10 protein-coding genes are annotated in these 14929 nt (G+C 54.4%); 8 read left to right on the top strand and 2 right to left on the bottom strand.

Annotation, left to right across the window (positions count from 1 at the left end; translation table 11 throughout):
• The first annotated feature begins 33 nt into the window (after positions 1-33).
• Entirely contained in the window at positions 34-1620 is a 1587-nt protein-coding gene (locus HEQ18_RS03615) for an MFS transporter (protein ID WP_432815550.1), read from the top strand.
• Positions 1621-1651: 31 nt separating this feature from the next.
• Positions 1652-2695, top strand: coding sequence for an alanine racemase (gene alr, locus HEQ18_RS03610; protein ID WP_432815549.1), 1044 nt, complete (start codon positions 1652-1654; stop codon positions 2693-2695).
• Positions 2696-2798: 103 nt separating this feature from the next.
• Here alr and HEQ18_RS03605 read toward each other — a convergent pair whose 3' ends face one another.
• Entirely contained in the window at positions 2799-5951 is a 3153-nt protein-coding gene (locus HEQ18_RS03605) for a TonB-dependent receptor domain-containing protein (protein ID WP_432815548.1), read from the bottom strand.
• 474 nt (positions 5952-6425) lie between these two features.
• Between HEQ18_RS03605 and phaR the strand changes: the two genes are divergently transcribed.
• The 3 genes from phaR to rnr all read left to right on the top strand — a co-directional run bounded on the left by phaR (position 6426) and on the right by rnr (position 11026).
• Positions 6426-6992, top strand: a complete 567-nt coding sequence (gene phaR / locus HEQ18_RS03600) for a polyhydroxyalkanoate synthesis repressor PhaR (RefSeq protein WP_432815547.1) — start codon at positions 6426-6428, stop codon at positions 6990-6992.
• A gap of 26 nt (positions 6993-7018) precedes the next feature.
• Positions 7019-8548: a proline--tRNA ligase gene (gene proS, locus HEQ18_RS03595; protein ID WP_432815546.1), complete on the top strand. Its 1530-nt coding sequence runs from the start codon at positions 7019-7021 to the stop codon at positions 8546-8548.
• A gap of 207 nt (positions 8549-8755) precedes the next feature.
• Positions 8756-11026 carry a ribonuclease R gene (gene rnr, locus HEQ18_RS03590; RefSeq protein ID WP_432815545.1) on the top strand — a complete coding sequence of 757 codons (2271 nt, stop codon included), beginning with the start codon at positions 8756-8758 and terminating at the stop codon, positions 11024-11026.
• A gap of 11 nt (positions 11027-11037) precedes the next feature.
• Here rnr and HEQ18_RS03585 read toward each other — a convergent pair whose 3' ends face one another.
• A complete protein-coding gene (locus tag HEQ18_RS03585) occupies positions 11038-11493 on the bottom strand; it encodes a universal stress protein (protein WP_397605404.1) in 456 nt (151 codons plus the stop codon).
• Positions 11494-11646: 153 nt separating this feature from the next.
• Here HEQ18_RS03585 and HEQ18_RS03580 point away from each other — a divergent pair, with 153 nt between their 5' ends.
• From HEQ18_RS03580 to lpdA, 3 genes are all read left to right on the top strand, one after another.
• On the top strand, positions 11647-12945 hold the full coding sequence (locus HEQ18_RS03580; RefSeq protein WP_432815544.1) for a pyruvate dehydrogenase complex dihydrolipoamide acetyltransferase: 1299 nt from the start codon (positions 11647-11649) through the stop codon (positions 12943-12945).
• A complete protein-coding gene (locus tag HEQ18_RS03575) occupies positions 12945-13229 on the top strand; it encodes a hypothetical protein (protein ID WP_432815543.1) in 285 nt (94 codons plus the stop codon). Before HEQ18_RS03580 ends, HEQ18_RS03575 begins: the two co-directional genes overlap by 1 nt.
• A 170-nt stretch (positions 13230-13399) precedes the next feature.
• Entirely contained in the window at positions 13400-14791 is a 1392-nt protein-coding gene (gene lpdA / locus HEQ18_RS03570; RefSeq protein ID WP_432815542.1) for a dihydrolipoyl dehydrogenase, read from the top strand.
• Positions 14792-14929 lie beyond the last annotated feature (138 nt).

Genomic DNA, 14929 nt, shown 5'->3' with positions numbered 1-14929 from the left:
AAAACAAGAGCGAAGGGTTATTAGGGGAATATTATGACCATCACTGCCGAAACTGAAGCCGTACTTGATCCAAAGCGCGACCGCTTGGTCATTACCGCATCGTCACTCGGCACGGTTTTCGAATGGTATGACTTTTTCGTGTATGGCATTTTAGCCGCGTTAATCGGAAAGCTGTTTTTCCCCGCCGACAATCCGACGGCCGCGACCTTGGCATCGCTGGCGATCTTTGGCGCTGGCTTTGGTGTGCGGCCATTTGGCGCAATCCTGTTCGGCTATTTCGGCGATAAGATTGGTCGCAAATATACGTTTCTTGTCACAATTACTTTGATGGGTGTTGCGACCGCGGCGATTGGATTACTGCCGACGTTTGAAACCGCAGGGATATGGGCCGCAGGCTTGCTTTTGCTTATGCGCTGTCTTCAGGGATTGGCGCTTGGCGGCGAATATGGCGGGGCGGCCATTTATGTTGCCGAACATGCACCAGACGGCAAACGTGGCCAATATACCAGTTGGATTCAGGCATCGGTCGCTGGCGGCTTTCTGCTGGCGGTCATTGTCGTGCTGATCACGCGCCAGTCCATGAGCAATGAGGCGTTTGAGGCATGGGGCTGGCGTGTGCCGTTCTTGATCTCGATTTTGTTGCTTGCGATTTCCCTCTACATGCGTCTCAAATTGTCGGAAAGCCCGGTTTTTAAGGCGATGAAGGCCGCTGGCACGACATCCAAAAACCCGTTTCTGGAAAGCTTTCAATATCCGGGCAATGTGGGGCGTATTTTCGTCGCATTATTCGGCGTTGCCGCCGGGTTGACTGTCATTTATTACACGTCACAATTCGGCACTTTATACTTTCTGACGGGCACTGCGCGCGTTCCGGAGACTGATGCGCTGTTGTATATGGCAGTGGGCGCAGCGTTGGCGGCACCGACCTATGTTGCATGCGGTTGGCTGTCGGACAAATGGGGACGCAAAAGGTTGCTCTTGCTTGGCTACGGCCTTTCGATCGTCGGTGTGTTCCCGATTTTCTGGATGATGGCGGATGCCGCAAACCCAGCCTTGGCCCGCGCGACAGAGCGCAACCCTGTTACCCTTTCGATACCTGAATGTGATTTCAACGCGCTCAACCGCGTACACAAAAGCGAATGTGCGCAAGCGCTAAACTTCCTGACGAAGCGCGGCATAGCCTATAGCAAGCAGCCGAGTGATCGCGTGTCGTTGAACGTCGGTGACGCAAATCTTCAGGGTTTTGATGAAAAAGCCTATATCGCCGCGCTGGAAAAAGCAGGCTACCCCGACAAGTCAGACCCGGCGCAGCGCGAGCCTTGGAAAATTATCTTGGCGGTGTTCCTGATGGTGGCGTTGTCAGGCATGACCTATGGGCAAGTCGCAGCGATCCTTGTCGAGATGTTTCCGGCGAAAATTAGATACACCTCAATGTCCATACCTTACCACATTGGCGCAGGGTATTTTGGCGGATTTCTGCCCTATATTTCGCAGTATATCGTGGCGCAGACCGGGCAGCCGTTTTCGGGACTGTGGTACACCGTCGGGGTTACGGCATTGGCATTTGTCGTAGCGTTGATCTGGTTGCCGGAAACATCGGGAAAAACCAAGTTAGATTGACAGGCATCGGGCGAGCAGCAAAAAGCGGTCGATGACTAATTTTGACCCTCCCTTACGCCTTCACCTTGACGGCGGGGCGCTGGTTTCCAACTGGCGTGCGCTAGATGCGCGTAGCGGCGCGGCGCGGGCAGGGGCCGCGGTAAAAGCCAACGCTTATGGCTTGGGCGCACGCGCGGTCGTCACCCGTTTGCGGGATGCAGGGTGCCGTGACTTTTTCGTTGCCCATTGGGGTGAAGCCGAAGCCATTGCCGATGTGGTACCGCCCAGTTGGATTTCGGTGCTAAATGGTATCGCGGAATCCGACGTTCCCGCCGCGCGGGCATTGGGGGCCACGCCCGTGCTGAATACGCCAGAGCAACTTGGCAACTGGCGCGACGCAGGCGGCGGGCGTTGCCATGTCATGTGCGATAGCGGCATTAACCGCTTGGGCCTTGCGCCGCAGCACTTGGCCGACGGCGCGCTCGACGGCATGCAAGTTGATGTGTTGATGTCGCATCTGGCATCGGCGGACACCGATGTCGCGCAGAACAGTGAGCAGCTCGGCCTGTTTCACCAGACTGTTTCCGCAACGACAGCGCAGCGGTTCAGCCTAGCCAATAGCGCAGGCATCATGTTGGGCGCAGATTATCATTTTGACCTAACCCGCCCCGGGATCAGCCTATATGGCGGTATCGCGCGCGCCGGCATGGAGGAATGGATCAAACCGGTTGTGCGTCTCTCGGCGCGGCTTGTGCAAGTGCGAAACTTACCCGCAGGCGCAATGGTCGGGTACAACGCAACGCATATCTGTGCGCAAGAAACACGCGTGGGCACACTTTCGATTGGCTATGCCGACGGGTATCTGCGCGCTTTTTCGGGCAAGGGCAGGGCCTGGGCAGATGGGCATGCGTTGCCGGTCATCGGCCGCGTTTCGATGGACATTGTGACGCTTGATCTCAATGCGGCCCCAGCATTGCGCGAAGGTGACTGGGTAGAATTAGAATATGACCTTGTTACTGCGGCGGCACTGACGGGGCTCTCGCAATATGAACTGCTAACGAATTTGGGGTCGAGGTTCGCGCCCGTCTGGAGCTGACCATCTGGGCGTTTACCGTTTTATGGCGCATCGGACCGATAACTTGGCCAAAAAAAGGGCGCCGGAAAGGGCGCCCTTTTTCTTTTATCCGAAAAGCCTTGCCTTAGAAAGAAGCGCGGACGCTAACCTGAAAGCGACGACCGATAAGGTCGTTGTAGCTTGATGGATGCAGTTCGCCGAAATAGGTCATACCTTGGCGATTGAACAAATTGGTCACTGACAATGTGAGGCGGAAATCGTCGGATGGGTCAATGAAAACGCCGCCGCTGACGACTACAAAATCATTCAGCTTGTCTAGTTCACGGGCATCAGCCCCTGACCCGGCAACATCAGGCGCCCGATTGAGCCGACTGAACAGCTGCTCGCCGGTGTAAGTCACCGTTGTGGTCATACCAAAATTGTCTTGAGCATAACGGAACCGCAGTTGTCCTGAAAATTCAGGATCGTTGATAATGCCATCATTACGGCTCGGTGCAACACCGGTAATATCGACCAAACGGCGACGGACATAAAGCATGTCACCGCCAACCGTGAAGTCGCCACGGAACAGTGGGAAATTATAGCCAATTGTTCCCTGAATGCCGCTGAACTTTATATTGTTGCCGTTCACAAAACCGCTTCTTACCGCAGGGTTTTGTGGGTCACCCTGGACTCGGCCGTTGGAGCCATAGTTGATTTGCTCACAGAAACTGTTCCCATTCGATGGGTCAGAAGTATTGAAATTGGGGTTATCGAAACAGCCAGATGCAATCTGCGCAATAGTCAGGTTCGCAATTGGCTTATTTAACGATATGCTAATATAGTCCGCTGATATCGATAGGCGCGGTATGAACGACGGGCGAAGAATCACACCATAGCTGAAGCTATCAGCCTCTTCATTGTCCAGATTTGGATTGCCGCCCGATTGTGCGGGCACACTTGCTGTCGACGCAGGGTCAGGCAAGCCAAAGTCAGTACCTGGAAACGCAGCAATAAATGCCGCGCAGTTTGCTGCACGGACCGTTGGAGCAGGACCAGCGTTACGAGCGGATGGCTGACAAAGGTCCGGTACAGACGCAAATGTGTTCACCTTAGGTAAAAACAGTTCTGTAATTGCGGGGGATCGGAACGAGCGTGTGAAGTTACCACGGAATTCTATGTCAGGTATCGGCGCCAACGTTCCACCGATCATATACGAGTAGAAACCACCGTTCACAGTGTTGTCCGAATAACGTCCACGACCAGTTATGGAAGCGTTGTAAATGAAAGGAACATTATTTTCTTCAATCACAAGCGGGATAACGAGTTCGCCAAACGCCTCATCGAGATTGTATTTCCCTGCCAATGGGGTAATAGCAACGGAGCGCCCACGACCTGCCTGTTGGAAGTCGCTAGGCGTAAAACTTGCCCTCTCTTCGCGGTGTTCATAACCAAAGTTGAAACCAACTGGGCCTGCCCAAAGATCAAACAGTGAACCGCCAATGTTGGCGTTAAACACTGTCTGCTCTTGCTCACTAACGGTGACAAAATCTTCGATGATATAATCCCGCGCCGCTGCGGATGCGCGACCATCACCAAACACATCAAGCGGCACGCAATTTGGATCAGCGATTGGGGTGCCACCAGGGGCAGCAAAGCCCGTCAAAGCTGTGCCGACAAGACGCGTGGGACTTACTGTACACACAATCTGGCCGGATGAGTTGCGTGTTACGTTTACAGCATTGATAAAGTTTTGAGCGTTAATATCCTGACCGAAATCCCGGCTGCGGGTTTTTCCGTGACTGGCGTAAGTTTCGAAGTTCAGCGTGCTGCCGAATACTTCTAAATCAGCCTTTAAACCGCCGACCAAGTTGTACAGTCGCGTTTTGTTAAACCCTGTCAGGTCAGCATAATCGTCGGATGCACGCGACACGCTGAACGTTGTTACGCCCCGCGACACTAAGGCTGCCTTCGCCTGAGGCGTAAGCAGAGGGTTATCAACCGAGAATGTAAGAGCTCCACTCAGGCCGCCAAAAAGTGAACTGTTAAAGGTTGGCTGTTGTGTGAGCTCATCCGCGCGTGATTCAAAGTAGCTACCTTCAAAAAACAGCTCAACGTTCGGTGTGACATCGAAAGTGACGAAGGCATTTGCACTCGTACGGTTCAAGTCGGAAGTAATCTGCGTAAAGTCAGAAAACACAAACCCATCGCCGCCTGACCCGGATGTTCCGGGGAAGACCACGCCCTGATTGAAGGGAACGAGATTGCCAAGCGAATCAAACTGAAGCCCTGTTGTGGTCCGGGTGCCAAAAGGAACCGCAGGATTCAGGGGGTTCGTTCCTGCACCGGAAAGGTTTGTGCCGGTTATCAAACCACCACGTGTCAGGAAAGGAATGTTTACGTTCCGGATCAATACCGATCCAGGCCACCCATCGGTAGCGGAGTTGTTAAAGCCGATGCCAGTATTCAAGCGACCATCATTCGTCTGGTCTACGCCGGGAAGGCGCAACGAGCTGTTTTGAGCCGACGTAGGGTTGGTTGCATTGCCAATTCTGCGTTTTAGAAAATCACGGCTGTTATACTCAACGCCGCTCAGCTCGTCTCGTGAAAGGGCCATGGTAACGTTCAGACGCCCATCAAGGAAATCCTTACCTACAATTCCTGAGAAGTTGTAATTGGCGTTGTCGCCCTTCTCGGAAATCCCTGTCGTTACCGAGAATTCAGCGCCGTCAAACCGTGTACGTTGGAAAATGTTAATGACACCCGAAATGGCGTCGGAACCGTAAATCGGCGCGCCACCAACGCTTAGCTGGTCAATCCTGTCGGTAAGAATGCTGGGTTGCGTGTTCAAATCGACCTGCGTTCCTGAGCCAGCATTCGCAAAAATAGTGGCAACGTTCGAACTCACAAACCGTCGACCGTTAATCAACGTAAGTGTGCGGTTTGAACCCAAGCCATAGCTGTTCGCAAAGTTGACGCCTTGGCCAAAACCTTGGCCGCCTTGTGGCGTAACACTGCTCCGTATGCCTGGTAATTCATTGAGAGCGTCTGCGATATTGGTGAAATTGCGCTCCCGCAGCTGACGGTTATCGAGCGTCGTGGTTGGTTCAATCGATTCCAGATTCGGCAAACGAATACGTGAACCTGTAACGGTGATCACTGCCTCGTCGGCTTCATCGGTGGCGGCCTCATTTACGCTTTCCTCAGATGGAGGCGCGTCCTGCGCAAATGAGGGCACCGAAGCAAAAAGCACTATGCTGAACGCCGATCCTGCCAAAAGTAAACCAGATTTTTTCATAAATAAGCTCCCCAACTTAAACGTTCAGTACCAGTTCATAAACGTGCACTGACACTTGGTAGCTTCATAAAGCTATTATGAACCTCATACGCAACAGTTCTAGTTGTGATGACGTCACTTTCTGCGTATGTGTGGCCACAATATCACATGCGCCAACCCCCTATGGGGCAAGCAAAATTGTTTGGAAATGCCGCGCTCTCCACCCGAATGTATCGCATCATTCCTTGAACGGTCTCATCATCTGAAACCATGGCATCGGCAAAATGTTGGAGATCGTTGGAGATCAAGGTGATTTGGAATTCCAAAAACGACACATTCTGAAAAAAAGGATAAATTATAGCGGGTTTCACCTCGCAGCGGGTGCCTTGCGTCAAAGGTCGCGACTATGCTGGGCATCAATTCACCAATTCACCAATGTTGCAGTGCACTATGGCTTAATGCTATCAGGGCTCAACTTTTCCGGAAGGAGCACATATGGCACGCACGGCCAACAAGAACGGTGATGGCCCGATCATCATTAAAAAATATGCCAATCGCAGGCTGTATAACACCCAGTCTTCGAAATATATCACGCTCGATTTCCTTGCAGAGCTCACACGCAAGAACATTGATTTCAAGGTTGTCGATGCCAAATCGAATGCGGATATTACCCACGGCGTGCTTACGCAGATCATCATGGATGAGGAAAATGGCGGGCAGCAAATGTTGCCCGTGGGCTTCCTTAAGCAATTGATCGCTATGTATGGCGATTCCATGCAAGCCATGGTGCCGCAGTTCTTGGAAACGTCGATGGACAATTTCCGCAAGAACCAACGGCAGGTTCAAGAAGTGATTGAAACCGCTATCACCTCTGGTCCTTTTGGCCATTTGGCAAAGCAGAATATCGAATTCATGCGATCTGCGCGTGAAGCATTGATGCCGAATTTGAGCAACCTCACCGGTAAAAAGCCGGAACGCGATGAAAGCGTTGCCGAGCTCAAGCAACAGATTGCCGCGCTACAGGCCCAAATTGACAAAATGGCCGCCGACCGCGCATCATAATTTCCTCATTAAATACAGGTAAGATTTTGATAAAACATGCTTTAAGCGTCACCCGCGCGCAAAATTTCGCTGGCTGGTATCAGGAGGTTATTTCGGAGGCCGATTTGGCCGAGGAATCCGGTGTCCGGGGATGCATGGTTATCCGGCCATGGGGCTATGGCATGTGGGAACGCATTCAAAAGCTTATGGACGCAGAAATTAAGGCCGCTGGCGTTGAAAACTGCTATTTTCCATTGTTCATTCCTTTGTCCTTCTTTGAAAAAGAGGCCGACCATGTCGAAGGCTTTGCCAAAGAAATGGCGGTTGTTACGCATCACCGCCTTGTCAGTGATGGCAATGGAAAACTGATCCCAGACCCCGCATCGAAGCTAGAGGAACCGCTTGTCGTTCGCCCTACGTCGGAAACGGTGATTGGCGCCGCCATGAGCCGCTGGGTGCAAAGCTGGCGCGATTTGCCATTGATGGTCAACCAATGGGCCAATGTTGTGCGCTGGGAAATGCGGACACGTATGTTCCTGCGCACCAGCGAATTTTTGTGGCAGGAAGGGCATACCGCCCATGTGGACCGCGAAGACGCGATGCAGGAAACGATGCGCGCACTGGAAATGTACCGCGCGTTTGCCGAAGGTCCGCTGGCGATGCCTGTTGTGGCCGGTGAGAAGCCGGAAAATGAACGCTTTCCCGGCGCGGTTGCCACTTACAGCATCGAAGCGATGATGCAGGATGGTAAAGCGTTGCAGGCCGGCACGTCGCATTATCTCGGCACTGGCTTTGCCGAGGCATCCGGCATCAAATATCAGGATAAGGAAGGCAATCAGCAATTCGCGCATACGACAAGTTGGGGCGTGTCCACGCGCATGATTGGCGGCGTTATCATGACGCATGGCGACGATGATGGCCTGCGCTGCCCGCCGCAAATTGCACCGCATCAAATTGTCATCATTCCGATGTTGCGGGATAATGACGAGGACGAGGCGGTATTGGCATATTGCCGCAGCCTGCGCTTGGAATTGTTGGCGGCTAACGCCTTTGGTGAGCCATTGCGCGTGTTGCTGGATAGCAAAGCAGCAAAGGCGTCGAACAAGCGCTGGGCTTGGGTTAAGAAGGGCGCGCCCATCATTGTTGAGGTGGGGCCGCGTGATATGGCCGAAGGCAAAGCAGCAGTCATACGCCGTGACCGTCTGTATAAGGACGACGGCAAGCTTGCGACCGCGTTCACACCGCGCACCGAATTTGTGGCGTCAGCGCCCGTATTGTTGGAGGACATCCAGAACGGTTTATATGCCGAGGCAAAAGCGCGGCTAGAGGCCAATATCCGCCGTGATGTGACTGACCTTGCCCAGCATTTTGCGGGCGATGAGGCCAAATTTGCTGGCTGGGTCGAAGTGCAATGGTCGCGGCCAAGCGGCGCGGCACTCGACAAGATCGTCACCGAACTCAAGGCGTTGAAACTCACCATGCGCAACAGCCCCATTGACGCTGCCCCTGCCGACGGGGCGTGCTTTTTTACAGGCGACCCTGCGGTGGAACGGATACTGATCGGGCGGACTTATTAGCGGTTCGCACGAAGACACGAAGAGGGCAGAATGGACATTGAAGAAGTTTGCAATATCATTGTCGATTGCGTGCTCAAATTTAAGCCATGGCTTTGTCATTAACTTCGGCACAGCGATGTTCAAAGATGGCATAAGGCGGCTATTAAACGACCGAACATCTTCTGTGTCCTCGCGTCTTCGTGCGAACAAAATTGGAATAACCAAATAATGACGAAATATGCGCAATTTGAAGGGCTCCCCACCCGAGATCAGATCCTTGAATTTATCAAAACGTCGAAGGACCCTGCGGGCAAACGGGAAATTGCGCGGGAATTTGGCCTGCGCGGCAATGAAAAAATTGCGCTGAAGGCGTTGTTGAAGGACATGACGGACGAAGGGCTGATCGACATGGCCCCGGGCCGTGCCTTTCACAAAATGGGCGGTGTGCCGAAGGTTACCGTGCTCAAGATCGTTGCGATTGACGGTGATACTGCGGTGGCTGTGCCTGAACATTGGGAGGCCGAAGGTATTCCGTTGCCCAAAATTCGGGTCATAGAAACCAAAGGCAAGCGTGGTGCCTTGGGCATTGGTGACCGTATATTGGCGCGAACCGAAGAGCGTGGCAGCGGCCATGTCGCGCACATCATGAAGAAGCTCGCAAAGGGCAGCGAGCAGATATTGGGCGTGGTCGAAGGCGGCGAAAATGGCCGTTACTGGCTGAAGTCTGTCGACAAAAAAGCGCGTTTCGATACGCAAATTGGTGACGTTGGCGATGCCAAGGCCGGGGAATTGGTGCTTGCCGAATTGACTGGCAATGCACACAAAAAATCGGCGCGTGTGACGCAAGTCCTTGGCGACCCATTCGCGCCCAAAAGCTTCAGCCTTATCGCCATTCACAAGTTCGGCATTCCGTTTGAAATTCCTGAAGCGGTCGAGCGTGAGGCCGCACGCGTGCGGGAATTACCGGTGACCGACGATCATCGCGAAGACTTGCGCCATTTGCCTATCATCGCGATTGATCCACGTGATGCGCGCGATTTTGACGACGCCATCTGGGCAACACCCAATGCCGACACCGGCGGGTTTGACGCTATCGTCGCGATTGCCGATGTGAGCTATTATGTCCGCCCAGGAAGCGCATTGGACCATGAAGCGTCGAAGCGCGGAAACAGCGTGTATTTCCCCGACCTGGTGGTGCCAATGCTGCCGCACGCACTGTCGTCGGACAAATGCTCATTGCGGGCAGGGGAGGATCGCGCGGTACTGGCCTGCCATCTTGCCATCGGCAAAACAGGCCAAGTGACGTCATGGCGCTTCACACGTGCTATCGCCCGCATTGCCGCCAATATCCCTTATCCAGATGCGCAGGCCGCTATCGATGGTCAGATGGAAAACCCGTTGCTGGAATCGGCGCTCAAGCCGCTTTGGGCGTGCTGGCGACTGCTTTCCTTGGCGCGGCATAAGCGCGGGCCACTGGAACTCAATTTACCTGAAAAGCGGATTACGCTCGACGATCAAGGCCGTGTTACGGGCGTTGCCGAGCGTGAACAGCTTGAAGCGCATCGTTTGGTCGAAGATTTCATGATCGCCGCCAATGTTGCCGCAGCAAAGGCGCTGGAGGCAAAGAAGTCATCCTTAATTTACCGCGCACATGAGCCACCAAGCCGCGAAAAGCTTGTTGCGCTGAAGGAATATCTGAAGACCTTTGACATTGAATTTGCGCTTGGTCAGGTGATCAAGCCTGAGACTTTCAACGCGATCCTCGAAAAAATCATCGATGAAGAGGTGCGTCCGCAAGTCATGGAAGCCGTGCTGCGCAGCCAGACACAAGCTTATTATGGCCCCATTAATGTGGGACATTTTGGCTTGTCACTGGGCAGCTATGCGCATTTCACCTCGCCAATCCGGCGCTACGCCGACCTTATCGTGCACCGCGCATTGGTGAGCGCTTATGGGCTTGAGATGCCCAAGCCAAAACTCAAAGATGTTGAGCCCATAACGGGCTTAACCGAGGCCGCAATTACGAAGCTTGCGGCCACCGCAGAAGCCATCAGCCGCACCGAACGCCGTGCGATGGAAGCAGAGCGCGAAACAACAGACCGCTACATTGCGGCCTATCTTTCCGCGCAAGTCGGGCAAATCGTTCAAGCGCGGATTACGGGCGTACAGAATTTTGGATTTTTCGCAACTGTACAAGAGGTTGGCGGCGACGGCTTGGTCCCTGTCTCAACCTTGGGCAAGGATTATTTCCATTATGACGAGGCGAGCCAGACGTTGATCGGCGAAAAGACACGGCAGGAATATAGGCCGGGCATGTGCCTTGAATTGCGATTGGCCGAGGCGAACCCGATTTCAGGCGCGCTGCGCTTTGAATTGCCGGAGGGCGGAAGCTACGCGCCAGACCGTTTCAAGCATAAGGGCAAGCCCAAGGCCGGGAAATATGACTCTGGAAAGCGCGGTAGGCCGGGGAATATCCGGCATCAGGGAAAAAGGCGTTAGACCCGTATATCCTAACTCAATTCATCCAATTGCGCGTCGCTGAGCGATCCGGGAATAACCATGACCGGGCAGGGTAAGGTCCCCGCATTCACACCGGTAAAGTGGCTGATTAACGGGCCAGGAGCACCTTGGGCGGCGGCACCCAGCACGAGTGCGGCGATACCGGGATGTTCCTCCAACATGATTTTTACAACATCAATAGCCTCGCCAGGCTTAACCGTAATATCAGGACGAACGCCCATTTCGTCGAAGATCGAACCTGCTGCTGCGGTCACAAGCTGCTCCGCCCGGTCCCGTGCTTCTGCCTCCATCGTCGCCTGAACACCGCCCCAGGCGACAAAATCCGCCTGTTCAACGAGCGCCAAAATATGCACTGCGCCCCCGGTTTTGGCGGCACGGCGCGATGCAAAGCGCAAGGCAAGCCGTGCTTCCTCGGTTTCGTCGATAACCACCAAATATGTCCGCATATTTTCCCCCGGCGCTTGCTTCACCCGCAGCATTTCATGAATTCGTATAGCCTGCGCGAAATTTGAATGATTGGCAACCACATCACGCTTGACGCTTGGGAAAGCTTGGCTATTCGGAGAAGTATAACGACGACCATAAAAGGCCCGTACCCGATGCCCATAGAACTGAAAATGCCCGCGCTTTCACCCACGATGGAAGAAGGCACGTTGGCCCGTTGGCTGGTCAAGGAAGGCGACAAAGTGTCTTCTGGCGATCTGCTGGCCGAAATTGAGACCGATAAGGCGACGATGGAGTTTGAAGCGGTTGATGAGGGTATCGTGACCAAGATATTGGTGGCCGAAGGAACCGATGGCGTGAAGGTCGGCGCGGTCATTGCGATGATTCAGGGTGAGGATGATCAGGGTGCGGTAGATAAGGGTGATGCCCAGCCCCTCCCGCTTGCGGGAGGGGAGCAGGTTGTTTCAACTCCCCAGCCTGTGAAACCAACCATCAAAACTCCCCTCCCGCAGGCGGGAGGGGCTGGGGGTGGGCCTGCGACGCCACAATCCAACGACCGCGTCAAAGCCAGCCCACTCGCCAAACGTATTGCCGGGAACAAGGGTCTTGATCTCACCACCATTTCAGGCACTGGACCCAATGGCCGTATCGTGAAAGCCGATGTAGAAGCGATTTCCGGCGAAGGCCGAAGCGCGGTTGTGGCGGAACTGGATCGCGGCATTCGCCGCGAAACACCAGCGCCAACGCAGGCAATTGATACCGACATCCCGCATGAGGTCGTCAAGCTTAGCAATATGCGCAAGACCATCGCGCGCCGCTTGACCGAGAGCAAACAGACCGTTCCGCACATTTACTTGACGGTCGATGTTCGCTTAGACGCCTTATTGAAACTGCGCGGGGAATTGAATGCGTCGCTGGAGGCGCGCGGCATTAAGCTGTCGGTGAATGATATGTTGATCAAGGCGCTGGCGCTGGCGCTGGTTCAGGTGCCGAAATGCAATGTCAGCTTTGCCGGCGACAATATGCTGCAATACGCCCGCGCCGATATCAGCGTGGCTGTTTCGGTGCCCACTGGCTTGATTACGCCAATCATCGTCGACGCCGCGAACAAGTCGCTGTCCAAAATCTCGACCGAAGTGGCCGAACTCGCGGCGCGCGCCAAGGATGGCAAGTTGCAACCGCATGAATATCAAGGCGGCACCGCGTCGATTTCCAACATGGGCATGATGGGCATCAAACAATTCGACGCCGTCATCAACCCGCCACAGGCGATGATCCTAGCGGTCGGGGCAGGGGAAAAGCGGCCCTATATCGTCGATAACGCCCTCGCAATCGCCACGGTGATGTCCGCCACCGGCAGCTTCGACCACCGCGCCATCGACGGCGCTGACGGCGCGATGTTCATGAAGATATTCAAGGAACTGGTGGAGAATCCTTTGGGGTTGGTGGCTTGATGGCCCGTGCGAAGCTTACAGACCAGTGTCTTTGGTTGGCACATATTGAAGACGGCGACGTGAAACGGGCCCTTCAGAGTGTTCATGCAGGTAGTGTGATTTCGATGTTAGTTGACGGCGAGCAGATCGACTTTCAGCGGATGGCAGTCGGCAAAGATGGGCGACCTACTAGTGGTTTCAATCCAATTGGCGAAAACGTATCAATATGGCGGGGAAGATATATTGCTGGCGAACACCAGAATATCGAAATCGATTTTGCCGGAAGTATCAATGTCACCGCCTAACCCCTCTCCCCTTGCGGGAGAGGGAGGGGCCCGCCGCGCAGCGGTGGGAGGGTGTGGGGGCGCGTCGCGGCAAGCGATGCTGCCTTCTGCTTCGGATAAAAGAGATATGTCGATACAAATCACACCCAACCCTCTCCCGCAAGGGGAGAGGGCTTTAGAGAGAAGCCAAAATGTCTGATTATGACCTTATCGTCCTTGGTTCCGGTCCCGGTGGTTATGTTGCCGCCATCCGCGCCGTGCAACTCGGCCTCAAAACCGCGATTGTCGAGCGGGAGAATCTCGGCGGTATTTGCCTTAACTGGGGCTGTATCCCGACCAAGGCGTTGCTGCGCTCGGCGGAGATTTATCATTATATGCAGCATGCGGGCGATTATGGCCTGACGGCGGCCAATATCAGCGCCGATATTGACGCGGTGGTGAAACGGTCGCGTGGTGTGGCCAAACAGTTGAATCAGGGCGTTACGCATCTGATGAAGAAGAACAAGATCACTGTTCATATGGGCGACGGCAAGTTGATCGCCGCGAACACATTGACCGTTACCAAGGATGGCAAGACCGAGGAGTTGACCGCAAAGAACATCATCCTCGCCACCGGCGCACGGGCGCGGGATTTGCCGTTTGCGCCTGCCGATGGAAAGCGCATCTGGACCTATCGCCATGCGATGGTGCCGCCCGAAATACCGAAGAAGCTGCTCGTGATTGGGTCCGGTGCGATTGGCATTGAGTTTGCGAGTTTCTACAATGACATGGGTGCCGAAGTGACCGTCGTTGAGATGCTGGATCGCATCGTGCCGGTCGAGGACGCCGATGTCTCCAATTTCCTAGAAAAGGCGCTGACCAAACAGGGCATGAAGATCATGACCGGGGCAGGGGTCGAAAGCCTGAAAGCCAGCACTACGGGCGTTTCCGCTGCGATCAAGGGCAAGGACGGCAAGGTCGCCCAATCGGAATTTACGCATTGTATCGTTGCCATTGGCATAGTCCCCAATACCGAAAATATCGGGTTGGAAGCGCTTGGCGTGGAAATGGATCGCGGCTTCCTAAAAACCGACCCGATGTGCCGCACAAACGTGCCCGGCCTGTGGGCGATTGGCGACATTACCGCCCCGCCGTGGTTGGCGCATAAGGCAAGCCATGAAGGCGTGATTGCAGCCGAAGCCATCGCCGGCGGCCACCCAGTTGCCATGGACCCGCTGAACATCCCCGGTTGCACTTATTGCCATCCGCAAATCGCAAGTGTCGGCCTGACCGAGGCCAAAGCAAAAGAGGCTGGCTACGACGTCAAGGTTGGCAATTTCCCGTTCTTGGGTAATGGCAAGGCAATTGCGTTGGGCGAGGCAGAAGGCTTTATCAAAACCGTCTTCGACGCCAAGACCGGTGAGTTGCTTGGCGCGCATATGGTTGGCGCGGAAGTCACTGAGCTGATCCAAGGCTACACCATCGGCAAGACCGCCGAATTGGTAGAGGCCGATTTCATGCACACCGTCTTCCCGCATCCAACATTGAGCGAGATGATGCACGAGAGTGTGCTCGGCGCTTACGGCAAGATGATTCATATGTGAGGCAAGGTTGGGACCAATACAACCGTCACCCTGAACTTGGTTCAGGGTCTATTGTGCCTTTCTAACGTCGGCTTGAGTCGCAATATGGATACTGGCGCGACAGTCACCGAAGGTGAAGCAAGTTCAGGATAACGTCCA

Origin of the sequence: Sphingorhabdus sp., assembly GCF_050921905.1 — a bacterium.
Classification (GTDB): domain Bacteria; phylum Pseudomonadota; class Alphaproteobacteria; order Sphingomonadales; family Sphingomonadaceae; genus Sphingorhabdus_B.
Note: the sequence above shows the minus strand (reverse complement) of the source record. Positions and strands in the feature narration are given on the sequence as shown.